Source organism: Aeromonas sp. Marseille-Q7275, assembly GCF_965119515.1.
In genome coordinates this window covers 66,551-89,473 of record NZ_CBCPLW010000017.1, presented here as the reverse complement: position 1 = coordinate 89,473, position 22,923 = coordinate 66,551, and the positions used below count along the sequence as shown (strand labels likewise).

Annotated in this window: 22 protein-coding genes; 15 read left to right on the top strand and 7 right to left on the bottom strand. The window is 61.6% G+C overall.

The window, feature by feature from the left end:
* Positions 1 to 250: 250 nt before the first annotated feature.
* The 6 genes from ACWPWQ_RS15985 to ilvN all read left to right on the top strand — a co-directional run bounded on the left by ACWPWQ_RS15985 (position 251) and on the right by ilvN (position 5,494).
* Positions 251 to 874, top strand: coding sequence for a TetR/AcrR family transcriptional regulator (locus ACWPWQ_RS15985; protein ID WP_005323843.1), 624 nt, complete (start codon positions 251 to 253; stop codon positions 872 to 874).
* A gap of 140 nt (positions 875 to 1,014) precedes the next feature.
* On the top strand, positions 1,015 to 1,518 hold the full coding sequence (locus ACWPWQ_RS15980) for a phosphatase PAP2 family protein (RefSeq protein WP_265436349.1): 504 nt from the start codon (positions 1,015 to 1,017) through the stop codon (positions 1,516 to 1,518).
* A complete protein-coding gene (locus tag ACWPWQ_RS15975; RefSeq protein ID WP_454010238.1) occupies positions 1,515 to 2,624 on the top strand; it encodes an MJ1255/VC2487 family glycosyltransferase in 1,110 nt (369 codons plus the stop codon). Before ACWPWQ_RS15980 ends, ACWPWQ_RS15975 begins: the two co-directional genes overlap by 4 nt.
* Positions 2,625 to 2,659: 35 nt before the next feature.
* Positions 2,660 to 2,812, top strand: coding sequence for a hypothetical protein (locus ACWPWQ_RS15970; protein ID WP_005323837.1), 153 nt, complete (start codon positions 2,660 to 2,662; stop codon positions 2,810 to 2,812).
* Positions 2,813 to 3,201: 389 nt separating this feature from the next.
* Complete coding sequence (locus ACWPWQ_RS15965) at positions 3,202 to 4,920, top strand: acetolactate synthase 3 large subunit (RefSeq protein WP_202047121.1); 1,719 nt, start codon at positions 3,202 to 3,204, stop codon at positions 4,918 to 4,920.
* A 79-nt stretch (positions 4,921 to 4,999) separates the two neighbouring features.
* Complete coding sequence (gene ilvN / locus ACWPWQ_RS15960) at positions 5,000 to 5,494, top strand: acetolactate synthase small subunit (protein ID WP_025328160.1); 495 nt, start codon at positions 5,000 to 5,002, stop codon at positions 5,492 to 5,494.
* Positions 5,495 to 6,134: 640 nt separating this feature from the next.
* Here the strand turns inward: ilvN and pta are convergent.
* Entirely contained in the window at positions 6,135 to 8,288 is a 2,154-nt protein-coding gene (gene pta / locus ACWPWQ_RS15955; protein ID WP_025328159.1) for a phosphate acetyltransferase, read from the bottom strand.
* A 69-nt stretch (positions 8,289 to 8,357) separates the two neighbouring features.
* On the bottom strand, positions 8,358 to 9,560 hold the full coding sequence (locus tag ACWPWQ_RS15950) for an acetate kinase (protein ID WP_025328158.1): 1,203 nt from the start codon (positions 9,558 to 9,560) through the stop codon (positions 8,358 to 8,360).
* A gap of 302 nt (positions 9,561 to 9,862) precedes the next feature.
* Here ACWPWQ_RS15950 and yfbV point away from each other — a divergent pair, with 302 nt between their 5' ends.
* Positions 9,863 to 10,303, top strand: a complete 441-nt coding sequence (gene yfbV / locus ACWPWQ_RS15945; protein WP_025328157.1) for a terminus macrodomain insulation protein YfbV — start codon at positions 9,863 to 9,865, stop codon at positions 10,301 to 10,303.
* A 45-nt stretch (positions 10,304 to 10,348) separates the two neighbouring features.
* Here yfbV and ACWPWQ_RS15940 read toward each other — a convergent pair whose 3' ends face one another.
* The 3 genes from ACWPWQ_RS15940 to ACWPWQ_RS15930 all read right to left on the bottom strand — a co-directional run bounded on the left by ACWPWQ_RS15940 (position 10,349) and on the right by ACWPWQ_RS15930 (position 12,090).
* Entirely contained in the window at positions 10,349 to 10,849 is a 501-nt protein-coding gene (locus ACWPWQ_RS15940; RefSeq protein ID WP_005323826.1) for a YfbU family protein, read from the bottom strand.
* A gap of 219 nt (positions 10,850 to 11,068) precedes the next feature.
* Entirely contained in the window at positions 11,069 to 11,533 is a 465-nt protein-coding gene (gene bcp, locus ACWPWQ_RS15935) for a thioredoxin-dependent thiol peroxidase (protein ID WP_454010237.1), read from the bottom strand.
* 23 nt (positions 11,534 to 11,556) lie between these two features.
* On the bottom strand, positions 11,557 to 12,090 hold the full coding sequence (locus ACWPWQ_RS15930; RefSeq protein ID WP_025328154.1) for a glycine cleavage system protein R: 534 nt from the start codon (positions 12,088 to 12,090) through the stop codon (positions 11,557 to 11,559).
* Between the two features lie 199 nt (positions 12,091 to 12,289).
* Here ACWPWQ_RS15930 and dapA point away from each other — a divergent pair, with 199 nt between their 5' ends.
* From dapA to ACWPWQ_RS15915, 3 genes are all read left to right on the top strand, one after another.
* Positions 12,290 to 13,177 carry a 4-hydroxy-tetrahydrodipicolinate synthase gene (dapA, locus tag ACWPWQ_RS15925; protein WP_139435074.1) on the top strand — a complete coding sequence of 296 codons (888 nt, stop codon included), beginning with the start codon at positions 12,290 to 12,292 and terminating at the stop codon, positions 13,175 to 13,177.
* Positions 13,170 to 14,294, top strand: a complete 1,125-nt coding sequence (gene bamC / locus ACWPWQ_RS15920; RefSeq protein WP_025328152.1) for an outer membrane protein assembly factor BamC — start codon at positions 13,170 to 13,172, stop codon at positions 14,292 to 14,294. Before dapA ends, bamC begins: the two co-directional genes overlap by 8 nt.
* Before the next feature lie 170 nt (positions 14,295 to 14,464).
* Positions 14,465 to 15,568, top strand: a complete 1,104-nt coding sequence (locus ACWPWQ_RS15915; protein WP_454010236.1) for a phosphoribosylaminoimidazolesuccinocarboxamide synthase — start codon at positions 14,465 to 14,467, stop codon at positions 15,566 to 15,568.
* Positions 15,569 to 15,696: 128 nt separating this feature from the next.
* On the opposite strand, the gene ACWPWQ_RS15910 is transcribed toward ACWPWQ_RS15915, so the two are convergent.
* Positions 15,697 to 16,299, bottom strand: coding sequence for a short chain dehydrogenase (locus ACWPWQ_RS15910; RefSeq protein WP_454010235.1), 603 nt, complete (start codon positions 16,297 to 16,299; stop codon positions 15,697 to 15,699).
* 98 nt (positions 16,300 to 16,397) lie between these two features.
* Between ACWPWQ_RS15910 and ACWPWQ_RS15905 the strand changes: the two genes are divergently transcribed.
* The 4 genes from ACWPWQ_RS15905 (at position 16,398) to ACWPWQ_RS15890 (ending at position 19,335) form a co-directional block, all read left to right on the top strand.
* Positions 16,398 to 17,297: a LysR family transcriptional regulator gene (locus ACWPWQ_RS15905; RefSeq protein WP_454010234.1), complete on the top strand. Its 900-nt coding sequence runs from the start codon at positions 16,398 to 16,400 to the stop codon at positions 17,295 to 17,297.
* A gap of 77 nt (positions 17,298 to 17,374) precedes the next feature.
* On the top strand, positions 17,375 to 18,004 hold the full coding sequence (locus ACWPWQ_RS15900; RefSeq protein ID WP_454010233.1) for a DUF2057 domain-containing protein: 630 nt from the start codon (positions 17,375 to 17,377) through the stop codon (positions 18,002 to 18,004).
* Between the two features lie 70 nt (positions 18,005 to 18,074).
* A complete protein-coding gene (locus ACWPWQ_RS15895) occupies positions 18,075 to 18,521 on the top strand; it encodes an HIT domain-containing protein (RefSeq protein WP_454010232.1) in 447 nt (148 codons plus the stop codon).
* 118 nt (positions 18,522 to 18,639) lie between these two features.
* Positions 18,640 to 19,335, top strand: coding sequence for a DUF3334 family protein (locus tag ACWPWQ_RS15890; protein ID WP_202047112.1), 696 nt, complete (start codon positions 18,640 to 18,642; stop codon positions 19,333 to 19,335).
* A gap of 68 nt (positions 19,336 to 19,403) precedes the next feature.
* Here ACWPWQ_RS15890 and ACWPWQ_RS15885 read toward each other — a convergent pair whose 3' ends face one another.
* Positions 19,404 to 20,402, bottom strand: a complete 999-nt coding sequence (locus ACWPWQ_RS15885) for a DUF2860 family protein (RefSeq protein WP_454010231.1) — start codon at positions 20,400 to 20,402, stop codon at positions 19,404 to 19,406.
* A 201-nt stretch (positions 20,403 to 20,603) separates the two neighbouring features.
* Here ACWPWQ_RS15885 and arcB point away from each other — a divergent pair, with 201 nt between their 5' ends.
* Positions 20,604 to 22,916, top strand: coding sequence for an aerobic respiration two-component sensor histidine kinase ArcB (gene arcB / locus ACWPWQ_RS15880; protein ID WP_319917047.1), 2,313 nt, complete (start codon positions 20,604 to 20,606; stop codon positions 22,914 to 22,916).
* The last annotated feature ends 7 nt before the right edge of the window (positions 22,917 to 22,923 follow it).

Sequence of the window (22,923 nt, the reverse complement as noted above, 5' to 3'; positions counted from 1 at the left end):
AGCGGCAATATACATGATGACTCAATCCTTCCAGTCGATAACGCTACTACCAATATCGAGATTTTTATGCTGTGTCAACTCGAAAGGACAGGTTCAATTCACTGTGTTATTTAATCGGATTGTAAAGGAGTGCAAATTTCCTTGTCCCATATTCGGTTCATGCCTGATTATCTGGTCGTTCCTGCTGTACTCGATCACCCGCACAATCAGATCGACTTATCAGCCCTTGCTGAATTATCTGAGGTATTCCATGGAAAAACGCAGACCTGGCCGTCCGGTCGGACGTTCCGACATTCGCGACAAGCTGCTCGCCGCCGCACGCGAACGTTTTCTCAACACCCCCTACAGCAAGGTGACGACCCGCGAGATCGCCGAGCTGGCTGGCTCCAATCTGGCGATGATCCACTACTACTTCGGCAGCAAAGAGGGCCTCTACAAGGCGGTGCTGGGGGATGTGGCCGAGCCGCTGGATCAGGCCTGGCATGACGAGAGCAGCAACCGCAGCCTGACCGATCTGCTCAATACCTACTATCAGGTGATGGCACCGAACAGCGAGCTGACTTCCGCCATCTCCAGCGCATTATCAACCGAGAAGAGTCCGGGGCGGGATTTTGTATTGAATCGTCTGCTGGAGCGTCAACTGCCCCAGTTCGATGCCCTGCTCGAGTCCATGCGCTCCAATGGCCAGCTGGGTGACAACCTGGATCCCGAGATGCTGAAGATCTCCTTCCTCAGCATGATGTGGCAGCCCTTCGTGATGAAGGATCTCTACGAACAGGTGTTCGGCCTGACGGTGGACGAGAGCTTCATGAGCCGGTTGGCGGCCCACAATTGCCAGTTGATGGAGAACGGCCTGCGCGGTTCCCTGAACTGAGTCTTCCCGGGTAAAAACTGAAAAAAGGGCCGCATGGCCCTTTTTTGCATGGCGCATGTCACAAATCTGTTATCTCTCCTTCAACCAAGTGTCACTCCGCCGCCCTAGTCTGCAGGCAAGACTCAAGAGCAGGAGGCGTGATGAACAAGATCCAGCAATGGGACCTGCGGGTGTGCCGCGTCTGCCTGCTCCATCCCTACAACGGGCCGCAGGCCAGGATCAGCCGGCTCGTCTCCCGCACCGGTGACGGTCCCCTCTACGCCGTGCTGGCCGCCCTGCTCTGGTGGCAGGGGGAGGCGCAGCGGGACCTGGTGCAAGTCGCCCTGCTGGCCTTTGCCGCCGAGCTGCCGCTCTATCTGCTGCTCAAGAATGCCCTGAGACGCCAGCGCCCCGTGGGCTTGCCGGTCTTCATCACCCCCTCCGATCGCTACAGCCTGCCCTCCGGCCATACCGCCGCCGCCTTCCTGATGGCCACCGTGCTGGCGGCAAGTTTTCCGCTCTGGGCGCCCCTGCTGTTTCTCTGGGCCATATTGGTCGGGGCGTCGCGGCTGCTGCTCGGGGTGCACTATCTGAGCGATCTGGTGGCCGGCGCCCTGCTCGGGGGTGGCTGCGCCCTGTGGGCGCTCGGCTGGAGCCAGGGATGAGGATACTGTTCGGGGTACAGGGGACCGGCAACGGTCATATCAGTCGCAGCAGGACTCTGGCGCGCGCATTGAAGGGCAGGGGGATAGAGGTCGACTACCTGTTCAGCGGTCGCGCCGCCGACGGTTACTTCGAGATGGGGGAGTTCGGGGAGTACCGCACCTTCCCCGGCATCAGTTTCGTCAGCCATCAGGGCCGCATCTCGGGCTGGCGTACCCTCAAGGGACTCTCCCCCCTGCGCTTCTGGCAGGACATGCGGGCGCTGGACTGCCGGGATTACGATCTGGTGATCAGCGATTTTGAGCCACTCAGTGCCCATGCCGCCCGGCGCTGGCAAAAACCGAGTCTGACCATCAGCCATCAGGCCAGCTTTGACTGGCCCATTCCGCGCTGGGGAGAGAGTGGCTTCAACCGCCAGCTGATGCGCCACTTCGCCCCGGTGAGCCGCGCTCTGGGGTTGCACTGGTTCCACTTCGGTCAGCCGCTGCTGCCCCCCATCATAGATCTCATGACCCCGGTCCCGGACAACCAGCAGATCCTGGTCTATCTGCCATTCGAGCAGACAGAGCAGATAGCTGCGCTGCTGTCGCGCTTTGGCCAGCAGCGCTTCGTCTGCTTTCACCCCGGCCTTAGCAAGGCCAGTCAATGGCGCAACATCCGCTTCGAGCCTGCGGCCCGGGAGGGGTTCAAGCTGGCGCTGGCCGGTTGCCGGGGCGTCATCAGCAATGCAGGGTTTGAACTGGCCTCGGAGGCGCTGTCTCTGGGCAAGAAGCTGTTGGTCAAGCCGCTCGGCGGCCAGTTCGAGCAGCTGACCAACGGCAGGACCCTGGAGTTGATGGGGCTCGCCCAGTTGATGGAGACGCTGGATGCCAATGCGGTGCGGAGCTGGCTGGAGGCGCCGGCACCCGGCAGAGTGCATTACCCCGACGTGGCGGGGGCGCTGGCCGACTGGCTGCTGGCCGGTGCCGAGGAAGATAGTGAGTCTCTCTCCCGCCGCCTGTGGGCCAGGACCCTCTTCCCGGAGGAGGTGTGCGATCGCCTCAGCGAACTGGCGGGCAACCCGACATTGGCCCGTCCCTGGTTATCGCAACTCAGCGCCTTTGACTAGACTGAGTTGATCCCACCAAGGAGAGGACGGACACCATGCGCTTTACCAATGAAAACGGCGACACCATGACCCTGGCAGACAATCTCACCCTGCATGAGCTGCTCGACATGGGGGTCAGCATCTCGGTCTGCGAAGAGACGGATCCGGATCAGCAGATCTGGCTGGCGGAGCCGGAAGACGAGCACTGAGACGCGTTGGTTTTGACGGCCCGCCCTCTGGGGGCGGGCCATTTATTTCCATCCCGGCCCGGATTGGCAGCATGATCCGCTAGTTTCTCCCCCATACCCCCCGCTTTGTTTCCGGTCTGGTGACCAAGTCACTGAATGTTAATAGCTGTTTGAAATTTATGACTGTTCTGGTCAGACAAAGCCGTGGACAAGCGTTCACAAGCGGGTTAAGTTGGTTTTTCACCCGCTTTTCGGGTGAATGATGGAAAAAACCTATTTTTCTACTATCGACGGCTCCGAACTCGCCTGGTCTGGATGCAGACAACAACAAGAGACGGATCGGCGCTGCCGGGAAGCAGCGGACTGTCGGTAGCTTTCGCTTAACGGAGCAAAGCCTGGAGGGCTTTATCATGGAGATGTTATCAGGCGCCCAGATGGTGGTTAGAGCGCTGGAAGATCAGGGAGTGGAACACGTTTTCGGCTACCCTGGTGGCTCAGTGCTCGACATCTATGACGCTCTCTTCGAAAACGGCAAGATGGAGCATGTCCTGGTGCGGCACGAGCAGGCCGCGGTGCACATGGCGGACGGTTACGCCCGCTCCACCGGCAAGGTGGGCACTGTGCTGGTGACCTCGGGTCCCGGCGCCACCAACTGCATCACCGGCATCGCCACCGCCTACATGGACTCGATCCCCCTGGTGATCCTGTCCGGTCAGGTGCCGACCAGCATGATAGGGGAGGACGCGTTCCAGGAGACCGACATGATCGGCATCTCCCGCCCTGTGGTGAAGCACAGCTTCCTGTGCAAGAAGGCCAGCGACATTCCCGACGCCATCAAGAAGGCCTACTACATTGCCGCCAGTGGCCGCCCGGGGCCCGTGGTGGTGGACTTGCCCAAGGACGTGCAGAACCCGAAAGAGAAATTCCCCTACCAGTATCCCGAGTCCGTTTCCCTGCGCTCCTACAATCCGACCAAGGCCGGACACAAGGGCCAGATCAAGCGGGCTGCCAAGCTGCTGACCGAGGCGAGCCGTCCGGTCATGTACGTGGGTGGCGGCGCCATCAATGCCAATGCGGATCATCTGGTGACCAAGCTGGCGGAGCTGCTGAACCTGCCGGTGACCACCACCCTCATGGGGCTGGGAGCCTTCAGCGGCACCCACCCGCAATTCATCGGCATGCTCGGCATGCACGGCACCTTCGAAGCGAACAAGAGCATGCACAACGCGGATCTCATCTTCGCAGTGGGTGCCCGCTTCGATGACCGCGTCACCAACAACGTGAGCAAGTTCTGCCCCAACGCCACCATAGTCCACATCGACATAGACCCCACCTCCATCTCCAAGACGGTGCAGGCCCATGTGCCCATCGTCGGCTCGGTGGAAACCGTGCTGGAGCAGATGCTGGAAGTGATCCGCGAGTGCGGCTTCGACAACGACAAGCAGGCACTGGCGGACTGGTGGAGCCAGATTGATCAGTGGCGCTCCCGCAACTGCCTGGCCTACGAGACCCACCCCACCCTGATCAAACCGCAGCAGGTCATCGAGGCGCTCTACAAGGTGACCAAGGGGGAGGCCTTCGTCGCCTCCGACGTGGGTCAGCACCAGATGTTTGCCGCCCTCTACTACCCGTTTGCCAAGCCGCGCCAGTGGATCAACTCCGGTGGTCTCGGCACCATGGGCTTCGGCATTCCGGCCGCCATGGGGGCCCAGTTTGCCAACCCGGATGCCGTGGTCTGCTGCGTCACCGGCGACGGCTCTGTGCAGATGAACATCCAGGAGCTCTCCACCTGCATGCAGTACGGGGTGCCCATCAAGATCATCTCCATCAACAACCGCGCCCTCGGCATGGTCAAGCAGTGGCAGAAGATGTTCTACGGCGGCCGTCACAGCCACTCCTACATGGAATCCCTGCCGGACTTCGTCAAGCTGGCGGAAGCCTATGGCCACGTCGGCATCGCGGTGAGCGATCCCGCCGAGCTGGAGAGCGCCATGGAGAAGGCGTTCGCCATGAAGGATCGGCTGGTGTTCATGGATATCTCGGTCGACCCGGACGAACACGTCTATCCGATGCAGATCAAGTTTGGAGCCATGGACGAGATGTGGCTGAGCAAGACGGAGAGGACCTGACGATGGGACATATCATTTCGGTCGTACTGGTGGAGCCCGCCATCGATGAGATGTGGCTGAGCAAGGCGGGGGAAACATCATGAGACATATAATTTCCGTTCTGCTGGAGAACGAATCTGGCGCCCTGAGCCGTGTGGTGGGCCTCTTCTCCCAGCGCGGCTACAACATAGAGACCCTGACGGTGGCCCCCACCGAGGATCCCACCCTGTCGCGCATGACCATTGTCACCATGGGTGACGAGCGGGTGCTGGAGCAGATCCAGAAGCAGCTGCACAAGCTGGTGGACGTGCTCAAGGTGTGCGATTTGAGCGAAGGGGAACACATCGAGCGGGAGATCGCCCTAGTCAAGGCGCGCGCCGCCGGTGGTGCCCGCGACGAGCTGAAACGGCTGGCGGATATCTTCCGTGGCCAGATCGTCGATGTCACCCCCGAGCAGTACACAGTGCAGCTGGTGGGCACCAGCGAGAAGCTGGACGCCTTCATCAAGACTGCCGCCCAGACCAACGAGATCATCGAAGTGGTGCGCTCCGGTGTCTGCGGCATCTCCCGGGCGGACAAGTCCCTGCGTCCCTGATGCGGCCGGACGTGGACATGGTTGTTCAAGGGCTCTTCGGAGCCCTTTTGTAATTTGGCCGGGTGGTGCGCCTCAAGCTGTCTGCGGCATCTCTCGTGCGGACAAGTCCCTGCGTCCCTGATGCGATTGGACGTGGAAATGGTTGTTCAAGGGCTCTTCGGAGCCCTTTTGTGATTTGGCAGAGTGGTGCGCCTCAAGCTGTTTGCGGCATCTCCCGGGCGGACAAGTCCCTGCGTCCCTGATATCAGGGGCTGGTAACCTGTCCAAAGGGGCTCTTCGGAGCCCCTTTCTCATGGTCGCTCGAGGGGGGAGAAGTGCTGACCGGAACTGTCATTTTCTTTCAAATGATCGGTAAACTATCCACAAAAGCTGTGGAAAACTCTGTAGATTAGCGGTGTGTCTGGCGTTAGTCTGCTGATCTTAAAGGGATATTCTGATTTGATCCTGACTGGATCGCAATTGTGCAATCCCCCTGCGCGGGTGTGAGTGTTTGCTTATCGCCGGCGCCTTGCCAGATGAGCCCCAGCGTCAGCTCGGGGGATCTGCTCAGGATCCTGATTTGATCTTGTGGATCAACATCTCGCCGCCATAAAAAAACCCGCCGGAAGGCGGGTTTTTCACAGGGTCAGCGCGGGCGATATTACTCGGCCTGGGCTGCCTGGATACCGGTCAGGGCGATGGTGTAGACGATGTCGTCTACCAGGGCGCCACGGGACAGGTCGTTGACCGGCTTGCGCATGCCTTGCAGCATGGGGCCGATGGAGACCAGCTCGGCGGAGCGCTGTACCGCCTTGTAGGTGGTGTTGCCGGTGTTCAGATCCGGGAACACGAACACGGTGGCTTTACCCGCGACCGGTGAGTTCGGTGCCTTGGACTTGGCCACGTTCTCCATGATGGCCGCGTCGTACTGCAGCGGGCCGTCGATGATGAGGTCGGGACGCTTGGCCTTGGCCAGCTCGGTCGCTTCGCGCACCTTCTCGACGTCCGCGCCGGCGCCAGAGGTACCGGTGGAGTAGGAGATCATGGCGACGCGCGGCTCGATGCCGAAGGCGGCAGCGGAGTCGGCGGACTGGATGGCGATCTCGGCCAGCTGTTCGGCGCTCGGATCCGGGTTGATGGCGCAGTCACCGTACACCAGCACCTGATCAGGCAGCAGCATGAAGAAGATGGAGGAGATGAGGGACGAGCCCGGGGCAGTCTTGATGATCTGCATCGGCGGACGAATGGTGTTGGCTGTGGTGTGCACGGCGCCGGAAACCAGGCCGTCCACTTCGCCACGCTCCAGCATCATGGTGCCCAGCACCACGTTGTCTTCCAGCTGTTCGCGGGCGACCACTTCGGTCATGCCCTTGTTCTTGCGCAGCTCGACCAGACGCGGCACATAGCGCTCGCGCACTTCCAGCGGGTCGATGATCTCGACGCGATCGGTCAGTACCACACCCTGCTGTTCGGCGACGCGACGGATCTCTTCCGGGTTGCCCAGCAGCACCGGACGGGCGATGCCACGCTCGGCACAGATGGCGGCAGCCTTGATGGTCCGCGGCTCTTCCCCTTCCGGCAGCACGACGCGCTTGTTGGCCTGACGGGCCAGCTCGGTCAGCTGATAGCGGAACGCCGGCGGGCTCAGGCGACGGGAGCGGGTGGACTTGGCAGAGAGAGACTCGATCCAGTGCTTGTCGATGTGGCCAGCCACATAGTCCTGCACCAGCTCGATACGCTCGCGGTCATCTTCCGGGATGTCGACGTTGAAGTTCTGCAGGCTGACGGCGGTCTGCCAGGTGTTGGTGCCGGTGATCATGATCGGCAGGCCGGTAGCCATGGCCTGTTGGCACAGGGCGATGACTTGCGGCTCAGGGTGGTAGTTGCCGGTCAGCAGCAGGGCACCCAGCTTGACGCCGTTCATGGCGGAGAGGCAGGCGGAGACGATGACGTCGGAGCGGTCGCCTGAGGTCACCAGCAGGCTGCCCGGACGGAAGTGCTCGATCATGTTGTGGATGGAGCGGGCACAGAAGGTCACGGTCTGCAGGCGACGGCTGTCCAGCTCACCCTTGTGCAGGATCTTGGCGGCCAGGTGCTTGGCGAGATCCTTGGCACGCGGGGCGATCAGCTGGGTGTTCCAGGGGATGCAGCCGAGGATGCGCAGCGGGCTCTTGCCGAACACCTGCAGCACTTCCAGGTTGTGGGCGGTGTCGGAGGTGTGGTGGTGCGCCTCGAACATCTCGGTCAGATCGGGGCGGGTCACGCCGTGCTCGTCAACCGGTGCCCCCACCTTGTTGATGACGCAGCCCACGATGCGTGGGTTGCTGACGCCACCGAAGTTGGAGCAGGCCAGCTCGATGCGCTCTTTGAGCTTCTGGCTGGAGTCGTTGCCCGGATGGGTCACGAACACCATGTCGGCATCCAGCGCCTTGGCGACGTCGTAGTTCAGCTTGTTGGCAAAGGGTTGCTTGTCGGTCGGCACCAGGCCTTCGATCACCACCACTTCGGCACCGCTGGTCTTCACGTGCTCTTCGAAGCGGGCCACGATCTCTTCCAGCAGGATATCGGTGTTGCTGGAGGTGATCATGTTCTCGGCGTAGGAGAGGGCGAACGGCTCGGGCGGGTTGATGTTGGCGGCGGCGCGGATCACGGCGGTGGAGCGCTCGGTACCGGTTTCACCCGGACGCGGCTGGGCAACCGGTTTGAAGAAGCTGACATTGACACCGTGACGTTCCATGGCGCGAACGACGCCAAGGCTCACGGAAGTTACGCCGACACCAGTGCCGACCGGGATGAGCATAATAGTGCGTGCCACTTATTACCCCTTGTTCATTTTTGGGATCAGGAAAAGGCCGCCCTGGGGCGGCCTTGCTCTACAGCTAATTTATGCGCCGACCAGTTCCAGCGCGTCGTGGGCGATGACCCACTCTTCGTTGGTCGGGATAACCAGGGCTTTGGTGGAGCCAGCCTTGGTGATCTCGCCACCCTTGCCGAAGCGCGCCTTCAGGTTGGCGTCGTGGTCGACGTCAAAGCCCAGCAGGCCCAGCTTGTTCAGGGTGATCTCACGGATCGGGGCGGAGTTCTCGCCGATGCCACCGGTGAAGACCACGGCATCCAGACGACCGTCCATGGCGGCGGCGTAGGCACCGATGTACTTGGCCAGACGGTAGCAGTACACGTCCATGGCGCGCTTGGCTTCTTCCTTGCTGTCGTAGTTGTCTTCAACGAAACGGCAGTCGGAGGTGACTTCGGTCAGACCCTGCAGGCCGGATTCCTTGGTCAGCATGGTGTTGATCTCGGCGACGCTCATGCCCAGCTTGTCGTGCAGGAAGAAGATGATGGCCGGATCGATGTCACCGGAACGGGTACCCATCACCAGGCCTTCCAGCGGGGTCAGACCCATGGAGGTGTCGACGGACTTGCCGTTCTTGATGGCGCAGACGGAGCCGCCGTTGCCCAGGTGGCAGTTGATGATGTTGAGCTCTTCAACCGGCTTGTTCAGCTGCTTGGCGGCTTCCAGGCTGATGTAGTAGTGGCTGGTGCCGTGGGCGCCGTAGCGACGGATGCCGTTCTCTTTGTAGAGCTTGTACGGCAGGGCGTACAGGAAGGCTTCTTCCGGCATGGTCTGGTGGAACGCGGTGTCGAACACGGCGACGTTCTTCTCGGCCAGCTCAGGGAAGACCTTGAGGGCGGCACGGATGCCGATCAGGTGAGCCGGGTTGTGCAGCGGAGCGTAAGGAATGGCGGCTTCGATACCGGCGATCACGTCTTTGCAGATCCGCACGGAAGAAGTGAATTGCTCGCCGCCGTGTACCACGCGGTGGCCGATGGCAATCAGGTTCTTGGACAGTTCAGGGTTGAGCGGCAGGATCTTGTGGACGATGTAGTCCAGCGCTTCCTGGTGAGCGGCACCGGCACCCAGATCGGCGCTGCCCTTTTCGCCGTTGAGCTTCCACTTGATGCGGGCGTCGTCGAGGTTGAAGCACTCGGCCAGGCCGGACAGCAGATCATCACCGGTGGTTGCGTCAATGACAGCAAACTTCAGGGACGAGCTGCCACAGTTAAGAACAAGAACCAGCTTACTCATGAATAAATCCTATCGCAGATTGGGTTGGGTTGGAGGATGCGCCGGACGCGGTGCGCCCAAAAACTATCAACTTATCCTTATGAGGGTTGGCAATCTGTTGCTTGCCCCTTGTATAGTGATACAAGACCCGGAATTCTGACGTCCCTGACAGGCCAGCAGCAAACCACTGGCGTAAAAATTGGGCGTACAAAGGATAACCTGATTGTTGAAAAATAACAAAGTCATCCTCAACCTTTGTTATTGCCTCTCAAATATTGTCGAGGTTTTGCCGTTAATACGTTCAAAAAGAGCTCGGAGGTAGTATGAGCATGAACATTTTTGGAACTAAATTACAGCAAGGCCGTCATTATATGACTCTTTGGCCGCGCCGTCCCGAGCTTAATTCCATGTTCCCGGAGAATCGGGTGATCAAGGCCACCGAGTTCGCCCTCAGGGTCATCCCGGCCCTCGCCGTGCTCAGCGTCATGCTGCAGTTCCAGTTCGGCGAGCTGCACTACTGGCCCTCCGTCATGGCCTCAGTGTTGTTCCTGCTCAGTCTGCCGCTGCAAGGCTATTACTGGCTCGGCCAGCGTGCCGATACCCGCCTTCCGCCTTCCCTCGCCAACTGGTATCGGGAGATCAACGGCAAGATGAACGAGCAGGGGGGTCATCGTCAGCTGGTGGCCCGCCCCCGTTACGAGGAGCTGGCCGATACCCTCAACGCCGCCTTCAAACAGCTGGACAAATCCTTCCTCTACGAATAACCCCGGCAGGGGAGCAAAAGGCGCCATCAGGCGCCTTTTTCACATTCAGGCGGCCAGCACCTTGCTGATCTCCTGGATGGAGAGCTTGTACTGACGGGGGCACTGACGCCAGGCCGCCAGCATGCGCTGGTACTTGTCGCGCATGGCGATGTCGCTGGAGAGCTCGTCGCAGGGGCAGGGCAGCTCGGGGAAGCGCTTGTCCACCTCCAGCAGGAAGCAGACATAATCCGCCAGTTCCCGCTCCTGGCTGCGGCTGTAGCCGTTGAAGGCCAGGCGACTCTCGTTCACCTCGGCCCGGGTACCGGCGTCGAGGTTGCCCCAGGAGATGGCCAGCGCGTGGTGCAGCTCCAGGGTATCCAGCACCTCCTGGCAGGTGGCGAGATCCAGGTGGCCGAAGCTCTTCTCCAGCTCGAGGATCTGCAGGCAGTAGCCACGTTCGACTATGGTGCTGGCCCGCTGGTAAAACGCCGCCTTCTCCGGATTGAGTTTGGCCAGGATCTCGTACTGATTGCTCAGGATCAGGCGTTCGGTATGGCTCATGTTCATGGGCTGTCTCGCTGGAAAATGAATCTGGGGCCACGTTAACCCATATCCAGGATGAATTTTTTGATCTGATAGGGGAGGTTGGCGAGAAAAACGGGGAGGAGGGCGCAATAGGGGCGCTGCTGTTGGCTGGAGATTCCCGGCTCTTGCGCGGCAGAACAGGGGGCAAATGATCAGGGCCTGCATCTGCAGGCCCTGTTGTCGTGTTTGAACTTGCGGGGGTCAGCCCTTGACGAGGTCGAGCACCACCTGATGGTGATCGCTGGTCTTGAACTTGTCGAAGCGATGGGCCACCTTGCCCTCCTCATTGATGAGGAAGCTCAGTCGATGGATGCCGTCATACTCCTTGCCCATGAACTTCTTCGGGCCCCAGACGCCAAAGGCATCGGCGACCGCATGATCCTCATCGGCCAGCAGCCGGAAGTTCAGGTTGTCGCGCTCCTCGAATTTTTTCAGGCGCTTGGCCGGATCCGGACTGATGCCGAGCACCACCACATTGAGTGCGGCCAGCTCGGCATTGACGTCGCGCAGGCCGCAGGCCTGGGTGGTGCAGCCCGGGGTCATCGCCTTGGGATAGAAATAGATGAGCACCTTCTTGCCCCGCAGGGAGGACAGGCTGACCTGCTGACCATCCTGATCGGAGAGGGAAAAATCGGGGGCCTGAGTACCAACTTGTAGTGGCTGCATGGGGTCTCCTCGGATAAACGCCGTCAGGCGTATTTGTGATTGACGATGAACTCGAATGACTCGGCACCCAGTTCACGACAGAAATCGGCGAAGGCCGTCTTCGAGTCCGCCGCCTCCCCCTGCTTGGCCTGATTGAGCTGGAAATTGGCCTTGAGCAGGTTGAAGGGTTGCTGCTCGAGGGTGACGGTCTGCATGGCCTGGATATCCCAGCCGTGATCGCTGAAGAACTGGGTGCACTGGCTTACGATGCCCGGCTGATCCCGGATCAGCACCTCGGCGCTGGCGCTGATGTCATATTGCAGGGAGTGGTGGCGCTCGGTGCGCTTCATCATGGTGATGAGATCCCACTCCTGGCTGCGCAGGGGGAGGCTTATCTCAAGCTGCATCAGGCTGTTCCAGTCACCGGACAACAGCATGATGAAGGTGAATTCGTTGCCGAAGATGCCAAGACGGCTGTCGACAATGTTGCAACCGCAGCCACTGACGTGACGGGTAACCTCATTGACGATGCCAGGCCTGTCCGTGCCGATGGCCGTTACGACCAGGTAGTGAGTCATAAATCGTCTCTCGTCCATTTATTGCGAATGCGGTGAGAGCGAGCGCCTGACGGGCATGACGCCCTGCTCCGGGCTCTCTCCTGCCCTCGTGCATCCATACGTTTTGTGGCGGATGGTAACACGGCTTGTCCCTTGCCTCCCTTGTTTTTCAAAAGGGGCAGCTTTACCATTACGCCCCTGAAAATCGGGAGAAATATCCATGTTACGCGGTAGTATTGTTGCGCTCGTTACCCCCATGCTGGCCTCGGGTGAGATCGATTGGACCAGTCTGGCGGCCCTGGTTGAGTATCATGTCGGTGCCGGCACCAGTGCCATAGTCGCGGTGGGCACCACGGGAGAGTCGGTCACCCTGAGCGAGCAGGAACATATCGCCGTCGTGGAAAAAACCGTCGAGTTCGCCGCCGGCCGCATTCCGGTCATCGCGGGCTGCGGCTCCAACAACACAGCTCATGCCATCGCTCTCTCCCGGCGTTTCGCCCAGACCGGCGTGGTGGCGGGCCTCTCTGTGACCCCTTATTACAACAAACCCACCCAGGAAGGTCTCTATCGTCACTATTGTGCGATCGCCGAGGCTAGTGGTCTGCCTCAAATTCTCTATAATGTGCCCGGTCGCACCTGCTGCGATCTCAAACCGGAGACCGTGGCTCGTCTGGCCAAGGTTCCCGGCATTATCGGTTTGAAAGAAGCGACGGGTGATTTGAGCCGCACCCCGCTGCTGCGCGAGTTGTGCGGGCCGGATTTCGCGCTTTATAGTGGCGATGATGCCAGCGGATGTGATTTTATGCTGCAAGGGGGCGATGGCGTCATTTCGGTCACCACCAATATTGCGGCGCCCCAGATGGCCGACATGTGTCGTGCTGCGCTGGCCGGTGATGCCGGGCAGGCTCATGACATCAACAATCGATTGATGCCGTTGCATCAGACTCTGTTCTGCGAACCGAGTCCCATCCCGGTGAAGTGGGCCTGTGCCCGCCTGGGATTGATGGCGACGGCGACCTTGCGCCTGCCACTGACCGACCTCACCCCCGAGGGGGAACAGGCGATGGCGCGAGCACTGACGACTGCGGAGTTGATGGCGAGTGTTTAAAGCAAATGGAAAGGGAAATGCAGTGCGCCTGGTGCTGAGTGTCGCGACTGTTGCCGTGTTGGCAGCCTGTAGCTCACCCCAGGATCGCAAGATGGCCAACCGTGGCTTCGAGTATGAAGAGAGCCGCCTCGAAGGTCGCGCCTTCCTCGTGCCCGCCGGGTTGAGTACCCCCGCCTTTAACAGTAATTTCGACATTCCGGCCCTGCCGGAGAGCAGCCGCGAAGGTGCCATCGGCGCCAAGGTGGACGTGCGTCCGCCAGCCCAGCTGCTGACAGTGGTCCCTGGCAGTCAGGTGGTGGCCAAGGCCAGCGAACCTACCCTGGCCTTCTATGCCCTGAGCACCAGTCAGAGCGTGGAGCGCGATACCTGGGCCTTCCTGATGAACTTCCTGGCCCAGCACAAGGTCACCACGGAGAAGCTGGATCAGCAGGCCGGCGTGTTGCAGACCGGCTGGTTTGACAACTCCGCCGCCCTCGATGGCTGGGCGGAGGAGGATGACGACTTCCGCATCCGTCAACGCTACCAGTTCACCCTCAGCAACGACCAGCAGCGTCATGCCGTCAACATGTCGGTGCGGGTGCTGGAGCATGAAGAGACCATAGACGGCGAGACCAGCACAGTGCTGACCCCGGCCGATGCCCAGCGCTATGCGACCCGGGCGCTGAACCAGTTCTCTCTCTACTACGACAAGCAGCTCAAGGCCCGCGAACAGCACAAGTCCACCGATGGCATGGGCCTGGAGCTGGGTCTGGACAACAACGAGCTGAGTGCCTGGATTGCCGATGGTTCCTTCGAGCAGGTCTGGCGCCGTCTCAACCAGGTGCTGCCGGCCTACGGTTTCACCATCAAGGATACCCAGCAGTCCCTGGGCTGGATCGACGTCGAGTATGACGAGCCCAATGCCGAGTTCTGGCAGGCCAAGGGGGCCGAGCCGTTCAAGCTGGAGGAAGACCAGTACCGCTTCCAGCTGGGCGAGATGGCCGGGGGCAAGACCTCCATCACCCTGTTCGACAAGGACAAGAAGCCGGTCGCATCCGGTGTCATCTCCCAGATGTATATCAGCCTGTCCGAGGCCTTTGCCAAAGGCGTGGCCGATCAGGCCGCTAAAGCAGAATAGAAACAGGGGCCTGGTGCCCCTGTTTTGTTATGTGGAGTTCGCGCAGAGGGCCCTCTTGGGAGCCTGCCCCGGCAGAGAGGCCTGGCGCTGCTTCGCTTGAATGAATCCCACGTAGACAGGAGCCTGATGCGCCTGTCTTGTCAGTCCCACAACAGGAAGTGTTATTAGCCATGAGTCTTGCAGATCAAGTATTGGCGGTGAATGACGATTTACCGATCCGTACCGATAAACCTGTCCATTCCGGCAAAGTGCGCAGCGTCTACTGGTTGACCCCCGCAGACAGTGCCCGGCTCATAAGAGAGAAAGGCTATGATGTGCCGGCCGATACGCCCCTCGCCCTCATGGTGATCAGCGACCGCATCTCGGCCTTCGACTGCATCTGGCAGGGTGTGGATGGCTTGAACGGCGTGCCGGGCAAGGGGGCTGCACTCAATGCCATCTCCAGCCACTGGTTCAAGCTGTTCAAGGAGAAGGGGTTGGCGGACAGCCACATCCTGGACATACCGCACCCCTTCGTCTGGATAGTGCAAAAGGCCCGCCCCGTGATGATCGAAGCCATCGCCCGCCAGTACATCACCGGCTCCATGTGGCGTGCCTACAAGGACGGCGAGCGGGAGTTCTGCGGCATCACGTTGCCGGAAGGGCTGAAGAAGGATCAGAAGCTGCCCGAGATCCTCATCACCCCCTCCACCAAGGGGATCCTCAAGGGGTTGGATGGTGTGCCGGAAGCGGACGACGTCAACGTCTCCCGTGCCGACATAGCGCGCCACCATCAGGCCTTCGGCTTCCGCTCCCCGGCGGACATCGATCGCTATGAAACGCTGCTCAAGGAGGGTTTCAACGTCATCAGCGAGGCCCTGGCCGCGCTCGATCAGATCTTCGTCGACACCAAGTTCGAGTTTGGCTATGTCCAGGATGCCGCCGGTCGCGAGAAGCTCATCTACATGGACGAAGTGGGCACCCCCGACAGCTCCCGCATCTGGGACGGCGCCGCCCTGCGCAATGGCGAGATCGTCGAGAAGTCCAAAGAGGGCTTCCGCCAGTGGCTGCTGAACCACTTCCCGGATCCGGACATTCTGCTCAACAAGAACCGCATGCCGGAACGCTTCGCCCTGGCCCGGGACAACAAGCTGCCCACAGAGGTGATGATGGACATCTCCCATACCTACGTGGGGATCGCCGAGAAGGTCATCGGTCACAAGCTGGTGCGCAGTGCCAATCCCAAGCAGGAGATCATCGAGGTGCTGCGCGAGCAGTACGGTCTGATCGACTGAGGCTGACCGCTTTTTTTTGCCACCGGTGCACAAACGTTTGCCGGTGGTGAAGGCAGCAAGCAGACAAACAGACGGGCCCCATGATGGGGCCCGTTTTTATTGGCGTCTGGCAGTGGGGGAGGGTGGCCTCAGCCATTGACCCGGAAGATCTGGCCGCTCTGCACCCCCAGCACCGACTTCTTGTAGGCCTGGGCCACCCGGGCGGCGGGCACGGGCACGAAGCCGGGGAAGAAGTCGGCGTACTTGTCCATGGACTCTTCCAGCACGGTGGGGCTCACCACGTTGATGCGCAGGCCCCTCGGCAGCTCGCAGGCGGCCCCCTTCACGAAGTGCTCTATGGCGCCATTGATGGTGGTCGCGCTCACCCCCCAGTTGATGGGCTCCTCGCTCAGTATGCCGCTGATGAGGGTGATGGAGCCTTTGTCATTCAGATGGGGAATGGCGGCTCGGGTCAGGTTGATCTGCCCCATCAGCTTGCTCTGGATCCCCAGCTGCCACTGCTCGTCGGTCATCTCGGGGAAGGGGGCGAAGGCGACGCTGCCGCTGGCGACCACCAGGGCATCGAACCGGCCTATGCCCGCAAACAGGGCGGCGATGGAGGCGCCATCCGTCATGTCGACGGTGGCATCCCCCCGGCTGTGGCCGACCCGGATCACCTGGTGGTCTCTGGCAAGCAACTCGCTGACGGCGGAACCTATGGTGCCGGAGGCACCTACAATCACAATCTTCATCTCTATCACTCCTGGTTGGGATGTGTTGATGATAGCTGGATGAAAAGGGAGAAAAAGCGCTTAAGATAAACCCATTGTTTCCATATTGGAGCTAATGGATGGAGATCGCCCATCTGAGCAGTTTCTACGAGGTGGTGCAGCGCGGCAGTTTCTCCGCCGCCGCCGATGCATTGGGGGTGAGCAAGGGGATGCTGAGCCGCCATGTCAGCGCCCTGGAGTCCGCCCTCAATGCGCAACTGTTGCAGCGCACCACCCGCCGCCTCAGCCTGACCGAGGCGGGCAGGACCCTCTATGTGCAGGCTGGGCAGATAGCCGCCCTGGCCCGCCAGGCGGAGCAGGACATCCAGGCCCTGACCGAGGAGGACAGCGGTCGCCTGCGCTTCACCTGCCCGGTCAGCACGGGGGATGCCATGGTGAGCGAGCTGCTGGCGCGCTTCGCCGAGCTCTGCCCAGGGGTCGAGGTGGAGCTCAACTTCACCAACGCCATGATCGACATGAGCCAGGGGGATAATGACATCGCCCTGCGCGCCATGGATCAGGTGCCGGACAACCTGGTGGCGCTGCCCCTCGGGCAGTTGAAAGACGTGGTGGTGGCGAGCCCGACCCTGCTGGCCCGAGAGGGGCTCCCTGCCACCCCCTATGAGCTGGGCGGGCGCCCCTGCCTGCTCCAGGGGCACAACCCGGCCTGGGAGCAGTGGCATTTTCGCAAGGCAGGGGAGGAGGCCCACATCCTGGTGCAGGGCAAGGTGCGGGCCAACCACTACAGCACCCTGCTGCAGCTGGCCCGCTCGGGCATGGGGTTTGCCAAGTGTCCGCTGATGCTGGTGGAGACGAGCCTGGCCAGGGGCGAGCTGGTGGCCGTGCTGACGGAGTGGCAGACCGGCCTGCACCCGCTGCATGTGCTCCATGCTCAGCAGCGCCGGGTGCCGCGCAAGATCCGGCTGTTCAAGCAGGTGCTGGCCCAGTGGTTTGCCGAGCGGCCCCACTACCTGCTCTGAGAGGCTGGCGCGCGTTATTTTTCTGTCATCTTCGGCTGCTAGCCTGCGCCCATCATAGCGAGCAGAGAGAGACGGGAATGAAGGGTCATCAGGGTTGGGTTGGGGTCATGTTGCTGTGTGCCGGCTTGTCGTGTGTCAGCTCAGTGCAGGCCGAGGTCAGGGTCGAGGTCCCCGGGGATTTCCAGATCCTGGCGGTGAGCGACGGCAAGGTGCAGGACGAGCGGCATGGGGTGCTGGCCGACGGGGCGCAGCAGTTGCTGGTGCGCTATGAGGGTGTGATCCCGAGTCGCAACAGCAGCGACAACGATCGCCAGATCCGCTCCGAGCCCCAGGTGATCCGCTATGAGGCCAGCGGCCAGTCGGTGCGCCTGCAGGCCGCGGTGCCCACCGACGAGAAAGGCATGGAGCGCTACGCCAAGGCGCCGGTCGTGAGCCTGCTGGCGGGGGACAAGCCCCTGCAGGTGCAGCAGGAGGCCCTGGTGGTCAACGGCATGCAGATCGGCATGGACTGGCACGCCAGGCTGATGGAGTACAACCGCGGCACGGGCAAGGCGGTGCTGGCGACCGGCGCGATGGCGACCACGGCAGCGGTCCAGGCCCCGTCAGTACCCGCCAGCGAGCTGGAGGGGCAGTTGCAGCAACTCTTCCTGCGGGCGGACCCCGAACTTCGCAAGCGCTTCATCGGTTGGGCCGTGCCCCGGCTTTAAGTTTGCCCCCCGTTGCAGTAACGTGGGCACACTCATCTCCTGACGTGCCCATGTTGACCAGCGAGGCCCCATGTTTGAATTGCATCCCCGCCTGCAGGCGGATACCCAGATACTCGGGGATCTCCCCCTTTGCCGCGTGCTGCTGGCCAAAGACAGCCAGTATCCCTGGCTCATCCTGGTGCCCAGGGTCGCCGGACTGCGGGAAATCCACCACCTGGCTCCCGCGCAGCAGCAACAGCTGATGCAGGAGTCCTGCGCCGTCGCCACCCTGATGGAGCACGCGCTCAATCCGGACAAGATCAACGTGGCGGCGCTCGGCAACCTGGTGCCCCAGCTGCACCTGCACCATGTCGCCCGCTTCAGCTCGGATGCCGCCTGGCCCGGTCCCATCTGGGGAGCTCACCCCGCTATCCCCTATCAGGCAAAAGATTTGCGACAGCAGGCCGATAACTGGCGAGCCCGGTTGGCCACCCTGGGTGGATTCCAGCCGTTTCTGACTGACAATACGGTCAAGTGAGAGGCGGCTCGCGGTTTCAACACCGGGATCACGCAATCCGTTAGCGTATCGGACGCGCGCGTGATGACATGGGCGGTGAGACAGACAAGCCTATTTTTTCGATCAGCAGGAAGGTTCCATGATAGTGACAAGATCCGAGGATGATGCCGTATTGACCACAGAGGACGTGCTGCTGAGCCTGTGCAATTCGGTGACGAGCGTATTGAGTGCGGCGACCCAGACCCAGGTGCGCTTCTCCGGCATGGTGCAACGGATCAGCAAGACCTGCCTCAAGCCGGACATCGGCTGCTTCGTGCTGTTCGATGGGGGCTTCTCCGGGCTGGTGGTGATCAACTTCTCCGCCGCCGCGGCCATGGAGCTCTACCAGAGCTACATGCTCAGCATGGGGCTCTCCAAGGAGGATCTCGCCATCTCCCACACCTCGGATGAGGTGAGCAACGTCATGGGCGAGCTGATGAACCAGATCGTCGGCAGCTTCACCGGCAAGGTGGGGCGCGAGCTGCAGACCCACATCACTCAGAACCAGCCCAAGATGCTGGCCCTCAACAAGCAGGTGATGCTGAGCGTCGACACCAACCTCGACAACCCCGAGACCCGCAGGGTCACCTTCTTCACCGCCAGCAACAACATCTTCTATCTGGAGCTGGCCATGGACAGGACAGAGTTTATCCGGATCCACGATGGCGGTGTGCAGGAGGAGGTCGATCCGGACGAGCTGATCGCCCAGGCCAAGCTGGCGGCGACCAAGCCGGCCCAGGCGGTCGCGCCGGCGAGCAACGAGCACGACGATCTGCTGGACTCCCTCGGGATCTAAGGCCGTCAGGAAGCGAAAAAAACGAGGCCACCCCTGGGGTGGCCTCGCTGTTTACGACAGGGCTCGACTTAGAAGTTGTACAGCAGGCCGGTGCTGAAGCGGGTGGCCTGGGTATCGTAGAAGTCGATGTCGGAGTCGGCCCCGGAGTAGGCGGCGGTGAAGGTCGCGGCCAGGGCCTTGACCCCGAACAGGTTGTGCCAGAAGAAGGTGCCGTTGATGGCGAACTCGTCTGCATCGGCACGCCGGCCGAACAGGGGATTCGCCTCGTCATAGTTGCGCTTGCCGGCATAGAGGTTGCTGACGATGGACCATTGCGGGCCCCGCTTGGCGTAAGTGAGCTGCACCCCTGTGTTGTCGAAGCTCTCGGCGCTGCCATCCAGCCTGGCCTGCTTGTAGAGGATCGCCGGCTCCAGCAACTGGTTGCCGCCGAAGTGGAACTGGTAGGAGAGTTCCATGTCGTGCACCTTGCCGTTGCGATTCAGCATGGCGGCATAGTTTGTGCCGTGGGCCTGGTCATACTGCTGACCGCTGCGCTCCTCGTCCAGGTCCACTTCCCGGGTGGTGAGGCTGCCGTAGAACTGGCTGCCCCAGATCTTGTCCCAGGCAAAGCGCACCCCTTTCGACTTCACGTCGGTGGCGCTGCGATCCACCCCGGTGGCGAAGGGATCGCTCCACAGCTCCACCGGCATGGCGTTGAACACCAGGGAGGTGGCGACTATGCCCTTGTCGCCCATCTCCTGGCGCAGGCCCAGCTGCTGGGTGAAGTCGAAGCGCACCGCATCCTGGATCAGGTTGCCGAGGAACACCTGGGTGCGGGTGTCGGCGAAGGTGTAGCGGATGTCGGCGTTGATGAGGGGGGTCAGGCCGCTCTCGCTGTCGGGAGAGCCGAGATCATGGATGCGGCTGTTGCTGTCATCGCCGGCATAGAAGTTGGACTCGTGACTGACCACATTGACCCCGCCGAGCAGGAAACCGGACCAGCCGGACTCTCTGGGGATCTCGCCAAGATCGGCGTGGGCGGCATTGGCGGCTAGCAGACCAAGACTCAACAGGACATGATTGCGCATGGGGTGTGCTCCTGACACAAGGGATGACAAGGGTGGCAGTGCGGCTCGGGATCCTTTGCTGAACCGGAGCTGACTGACTCAGGCGGGCATGCTACCCCAGTCGGAGTGTGACGTTAATCAATAATTTAAGGTGCAACGGGCAAGAGTTCAGGGCGCCGTACTGGTATTCTGTTTGCGCAATAACGGGGAGAAAACAACGAGATGAAGCAAATCAAATCCTGGGCGCAATACTATGTCGACCTGATGACCAAGCTGGGACTGGTGCGCTTCAGCATGTTCCTGGCGACCGCCATCATAGTGCTGGCGGTCTCCATCCAGATGGGGGTGACCCTGTTTCTGCGCGGCACCGTGGACATAGTCGACCTGGTGCGCTCTGTCTTCTTCGGCCTGCTGGTGACCCCCTGGGCCGTCTATTTCCTCTCCATCGTGGTGGATCAGCTGGAGGACTCCCGCCAGCGGCTGACCCGCATGGTGCGCAAGCTGCAGGACATGCGCGAGCGCGACCTTGAGCTCAACAGCCAGCTGCAGGAGAACATCAGCCGCCTCAATGCCCAGATCGCCGAGACCAACCGGGCCGAGACCCTGCGCCAGCAAGCCATAGAGGATCTGGAGAACGAGGTGTTCCAGCGGGAGAAGGCCCAGCTGCACCTGGGGGAGCGCACCGCCCTGTTGCGCTCCTTCATCGACTGCTCCCCGGATCTGGTCTACTACCGCAACGAGGACGAGCAGTTCTCCGGCTGCAACCGCGCCATGGAGGAGCTGACCGGCAAGGTGGAGGCCGAGCTCATCGGGCTGACCCCGTTCGATGTCTACAAGCAGGAGATCGCCAACAAGGTGGTGGAGACCGACAAGCAGGTCTTCGCCAGCAACGAGCCCCTCACCTACGAGCAGTGGCTGGAGTACCCCGATGGCCGCAAGGCCTACTTCGAGCTGCGCAAGGTGCCCTTCTTCGACCGCTTCGGCAAGCGGCTCGGCCTGCTCGGTTTTGGCCGCGACATCACAGAGCGCAAGCAGTATCAGGACAAGCTGGAGAAGGCGAGCCGGGACAAGACCACCTTCATCTCCACCATCAGCCACGAGCTGCGCACCCCCTTGAACGGCATCGTCGGCCTGAGCCGCATGCTGATGGACACGCCGCTCGATGCCAAGCGGCAGCAGCAGCTCAAGACCATCCACCTGAGCGCGGTGACGCTCGGCAACATCTTCAATGACATCATCGATCTCGACAAGCTCGATCGCCGCCGCCTCGAGATAGCTCCTGCCCCCATGGACCTGCCCGCCTTCCTCGACGAGCTGGAGATGCTGTCGCGCATCCAGGCGGAGCAGAAGGGGCTCTACCTGCACTTCGACCGGGATGGCGACATGCCGCAGTTCGTGATGGCGGACGGCACCCGGCTGCGCCAGGTGCTGTGGAACCTGGTGGGCAATGCGGTCAAGTTCACCGACGAGGGGGGGGTGACGGTGCGCTGCCTCGCCCACGCCGCCGATGAGCCGGGCAAGCTGGCCCTGCACTTCGAGGTGGAAGACACCGGGGTCGGCATTCCGCGCGCCCAGCAGGAGAAGATCTTCGCCATGTACTACCAGGTGCAGGGCAAGAAGCACGCCACCGGCACCGGCATCGGTCTCGCGGTCTCCCGCCAGCTGGTGCAGGCCATGGGCGGCCAACTCTATGTGGACAGCGACCCGGGGGAAGGCGCCTGCTTCACCGCCGAGCTGGAGGTGGACTGCGTCGAGCCGCAGGCGACCTCGTCTGAGCCCGAGATGCCCTCCCTCGACATCCTGCTGGTGGAGGACGTGGAGCTGAACGTCACCGTCGCCTGCGCCCTGCTGAACAAGCTCGGCCATCAGGTGCAGGTGGCGCGGGACGGCACCCAGGCGCTGGCCATGGCCAACCCGGATGACTTCGACCTCATCCTGCTGGACATCCAGCTGCCGGACATGACCGGTTTCGACGTGGCGGCCCAGCTGCTGGCCCGTTACGGCGACAGCCTGCCCCCCATGGTGGCGCTCACTGCCAATGCCACCGGCGATCGCCAGTACTACCGGGATCACGGCATGCAGGATGTGATCAACAAGCCGCTCGGCTCCAAGGCGGTGCGGGAGGTGATAGGCCACCTGTTTGCGGATCTGGCCGACGACGAGGCCTTTGATCAGGCGGACGCGGGCAACCAGGATGCGCTGCTGGACTTGCCCTTCCTCACCGACTACGCCAGCACGGTCGGCAAGCCGGTGCTGATCTCCAGCGTGGATCTGTTCGAGAAGATGATGCCGGACTACATGGCGGTGCTCGATTCCAACATGATTGCCAGGGATCAGGCCGGCGTGGTGGAGGAGGCGCACAAGATAAAAGGGGCGGCGGGTTCCATCGGCCTGCGCCGCCTGCAGCAGACGGCCCAGCTTATCCAGAGCCCGGATCACCCCGCCTGGTGGGAGAACGTGGAGGACTGGATTGAGACGCTGCGTCGTGAATATCCCGGCGACATCGCCCGCTTGCGGCGCTGGTTGTTGTCATAAACCTGAC

Coding starts and splice junctions, on each gene's coding strand:
- bcp (WP_454010237.1), bottom strand. CDS start 11,533: ATGCAGCCACTACAAGTTGGTACTCAGGCCCCCGATTTTTCCCTCTCC.
- ACWPWQ_RS15970 (WP_005323837.1), top strand. CDS start 2,660: ATGCGCTTTACCAATGAAAACGGCGACACCATGACCCTGGCAGACAAT.
- arcB (WP_319917047.1), top strand. CDS start 20,604: ATGAAGCAAATCAAATCCTGGGCGCAATACTATGTCGACCTGATGACC.
- ACWPWQ_RS15895 (WP_454010232.1), top strand. CDS start 18,075: ATGTTTGAATTGCATCCCCGCCTGCAGGCGGATACCCAGATACTCGGG.
- ACWPWQ_RS15965 (WP_202047121.1), top strand. CDS start 3,202: ATGGAGATGTTATCAGGCGCCCAGATGGTGGTTAGAGCGCTGGAAGAT.
- ilvN (WP_025328160.1), top strand. CDS start 5,000: ATGAGACATATAATTTCCGTTCTGCTGGAGAACGAATCTGGCGCCCTG.
- ACWPWQ_RS15930 (WP_025328154.1), bottom strand. CDS start 12,090: ATGACTCACTACCTGGTCGTAACGGCCATCGGCACGGACAGGCCTGGC.
- ACWPWQ_RS15885 (WP_454010231.1), bottom strand. CDS start 20,402: ATGCGCAATCATGTCCTGTTGAGTCTTGGTCTGCTAGCCGCCAATGCC.
- yfbV (WP_025328157.1), top strand. CDS start 9,863: ATGAGCATGAACATTTTTGGAACTAAATTACAGCAAGGCCGTCATTAT.
- dapA (WP_139435074.1), top strand. CDS start 12,290: ATGTTACGCGGTAGTATTGTTGCGCTCGTTACCCCCATGCTGGCCTCG.
- ACWPWQ_RS15950 (WP_025328158.1), bottom strand. CDS start 9,560: ATGAGTAAGCTGGTTCTTGTTCTTAACTGTGGCAGCTCGTCCCTGAAG.
- ACWPWQ_RS15890 (WP_202047112.1), top strand. CDS start 18,640: ATGATAGTGACAAGATCCGAGGATGATGCCGTATTGACCACAGAGGAC.
- ACWPWQ_RS15980 (WP_265436349.1), top strand. CDS start 1,015: ATGAACAAGATCCAGCAATGGGACCTGCGGGTGTGCCGCGTCTGCCTG.
- ACWPWQ_RS15975 (WP_454010238.1), top strand. CDS start 1,515: ATGAGGATACTGTTCGGGGTACAGGGGACCGGCAACGGTCATATCAGT.
- ACWPWQ_RS15915 (WP_454010236.1), top strand. CDS start 14,465: ATGAGTCTTGCAGATCAAGTATTGGCGGTGAATGACGATTTACCGATC.
- ACWPWQ_RS15910 (WP_454010235.1), bottom strand. CDS start 16,299: ATGAAGATTGTGATTGTAGGTGCCTCCGGCACCATAGGTTCCGCCGTC.
- ACWPWQ_RS15900 (WP_454010233.1), top strand. CDS start 17,375: ATGAAGGGTCATCAGGGTTGGGTTGGGGTCATGTTGCTGTGTGCCGGC.
- ACWPWQ_RS15905 (WP_454010234.1), top strand. CDS start 16,398: ATGGAGATCGCCCATCTGAGCAGTTTCTACGAGGTGGTGCAGCGCGGC.
- ACWPWQ_RS15940 (WP_005323826.1), bottom strand. CDS start 10,849: ATGAACATGAGCCATACCGAACGCCTGATCCTGAGCAATCAGTACGAG.
- ACWPWQ_RS15985 (WP_005323843.1), top strand. CDS start 251: ATGGAAAAACGCAGACCTGGCCGTCCGGTCGGACGTTCCGACATTCGC.